General features: G+C 34.4%; 2 protein-coding genes. One reads left to right on the forward strand and one right to left on the reverse strand.

The window, feature by feature from the left end:
- Positions 1-189: 189 nt before the first annotated feature.
- Complete coding sequence (locus EA412_00060; protein TVR84890.1) at positions 190-915, reverse strand: hypothetical protein; 726 nt, start codon at positions 913-915, stop codon at positions 190-192.
- Positions 916-1,330: 415 nt separating this feature from the next.
- Between EA412_00060 and EA412_00065 the strand changes: the two genes are divergently transcribed.
- A partial coding sequence (locus tag EA412_00065) for a hypothetical protein (GenBank protein TVR84891.1) occupies positions 1,331-2,657 on the forward strand: 1,327 nt, incomplete at its 3' end.

The following is a 2,657-nucleotide window of genomic DNA, read 5'->3' on the forward strand; positions in this document are numbered from 1 at the left end:
AGGATTTTTTGGAGAAGTTTGAATCGGTTTGATATATTAGATGTTATGTTCTAAGTTGTTCGGTAGCAGGGACGCTACGAACAGAGCTGGGTTAAATTTTGTTTCACAATCCACTCTGACAAAAGTGCCTTAATACGATATTTTTTTTTCAGAAGTACCCAAATATTGGTAAAAAACAAGTTTAAAATTTCAATTTTGTTCTTTAATACATCTGATATAATCGGAATCATCGTAACCTTCAGGCCAGTATGAATTTAATTTATTTCCATCAAATTTATATATACTATTTTCATTACCGTCATTAGAACAAATAAACTTGTGGTGCCACCACGAAGCTGCTTTACTAAAAGCCTCAAAGTGTTTGTACCCTTCCATTGTAATATTATATACTGCGTATGGTTTTGCATTAAATCCACTTTCATTTGTTGCATTACATTTATCTGTCCAGCCGGTAGTCGATTTCATTTTTATTGCAGCAACATCTTCTCCACCAAGATTTTCTACTAAAATATCCCAGTCTTCGTTCGTGGGAATCCGCCATCCAACCGGGCAAATATTTAAAGTGTTCCGCACTGCTTCAATACCGTATACCATTCCTCCTTCTGTTTTCATATACCAGGGATTTGGTTTGATACGATGTTGCTTTTCCATTAAAATTTGCATTTCGGCCTGTTCCTCCTCAGAATAGGGAGGCGTAAATTCACTAAAAATTTCTTCTATGTCCTTCAACTGATAAAGCGAATCTCCATTGTTAAACCTGGTCACCCTTAAATTTTCTGCCATCCATTCCTGATTATCAATTTTTACAGTTTCATAATTGTTGCCATCGATATCAGTTAATTGCCCAGATACTTCTAAATTTACGTTAAAAGCTACACAGAAGAACATTATTGTTTTAGTTGCAAAACTACTCATTGATTTAAGTTTTTAAAATGATATAAATAATTTTCATTAATTAATATTACCGAAAAAAAAGCACAAAATGATATTTGATTGATTTTAATATTTAGTAACTCTATTAGAAAATTATTGTACTTTAATAATATAGCATTAGAATTTTTATGGCAATTATAGTATTTTTTTTTATAACCTGCATTTTTATTTTATTTAAATTTTAAAAATATTCATCCCGTTCTATCGGATTTGTAATCCTGAAGCTCAATGTCTGCTATTTATTTCATTTAATAAGCATTAGTTCCTCATCTCAGGGCTTTGCTAAAGGCTTTCGCCAAAAGCAATAATTAAAAATTTATCTGTAAATTGTAAATACTAACTTAAACATCATTTTTAAATTTCTTATATTTGTTAGCTAAGATATCAATACAAAAACATGTTTAATAAAATAATTATATTTTCATTCGTTTTTTTTTATTTCTCTTTTCATAATAAAAATTCTAATGCGCAGGTAGTTTATATAAACGAACTAATGTCTTCCAATCACTCTACGGTTTCAGATAATACCGGTGAGTACGAAGATTGGATAGAAATTTACAATCCCGATTCTGCTGATTTTTCATTAGCCGGTCATTATATTACCGATGATTTTTCAGATCCCTTAAAATTTCAATTTGATTCTAATTCCTTAGACTTAGTTGTGCCCGCAGGCGGATATTTACTTTTATGGGCCAGCGGAGACATTTCAAGAGGTGATAACCATTTGCCTTTTAAACTGTCAATTTCCGGTGATGCCGTTGGCTTGTTCCGCTATGTTACAGAGGATGTGATTGATACGATGAGCTTTGATTTCATCCCTACTGATGTTTCATTTGGCAGGTATCAGGATACTCTCCGACGTTATTTTCAAACACCAACACCCGGAGCACCTAATACATCACAGGCTTTTACCGGCATTTTAGAGCCTCCGGTTTTTTCTCACCCGACAGGCTTTTATTCCGACAGCTTTCAATTAGATATATCTCATCAGAATCCGGACGTTACCATAAAATATACCTTAGACGGCAGCAATCCCGATAATAATGGAATTGTTTATTCAAACTCCATTTCAATTTATGACAGAAGTAGTGAGCCGAATAATATTTCCTTAATACCAACCAATACATGGTCTCCCGGTCACAGTCGAGGGTGGAACCCTCCGGAAGGCCTAATTTCTAAAGGAAATGTCATAAAAGCCAGAGCTTATCATCCTGAAAAAATAGAAGCTTCTGCAAAAGGAACATTTTTTGTCTTTCCGGACAGCTCTGACGCCTATACATTTCCGGTAATCTCCATAATAACCGACAGCCTCAATCTGTTTGAAACTGATTCCGGAATATATATTCCCGGGCCAAATTCAGTTCCGAACCAAACCGGTACTAATAATTATGCCGGCAGAGGTATAGAATGGGAAAGAAAAGCTCATTTTGAATATTTTGAAAACTCCGGTGATTTAAAACTTTCACAAGGTGTCGGAATACGCATTCATGGTGGTTACTCCAGAAATTTTCCGCAAAAATCTCTTCGAGTTTATGCCCGAAACCTATATGGAGAGAATAGTCTGGATTATCCATTTTTCGATGAAATACCGGATGATTCTTTTCGGCGAATTATACTCAGAAATTCAGGGAATGACTGGAATATGACAATGTTTAGAGATGCTGTTGCTCAAAGTCTTGTTTCCCATTTTAATATGGATGTGCAGGCAACACAACCTACAATTA

It is taken from the genome of Chitinophagaceae bacterium, from assembly GCA_007695095.1.
In the GTDB taxonomy this organism is placed as follows: Bacteria; Bacteroidota; Bacteroidia; order Chitinophagales; family REEL01; genus REEL01.

Coding starts and splice junctions, on each gene's coding strand:
- EA412_00060 (TVR84890.1), bottom strand. CDS start 915: ATGAGTAGTTTTGCAACTAAAACAATAATGTTCTTCTGTGTAGCTTTT.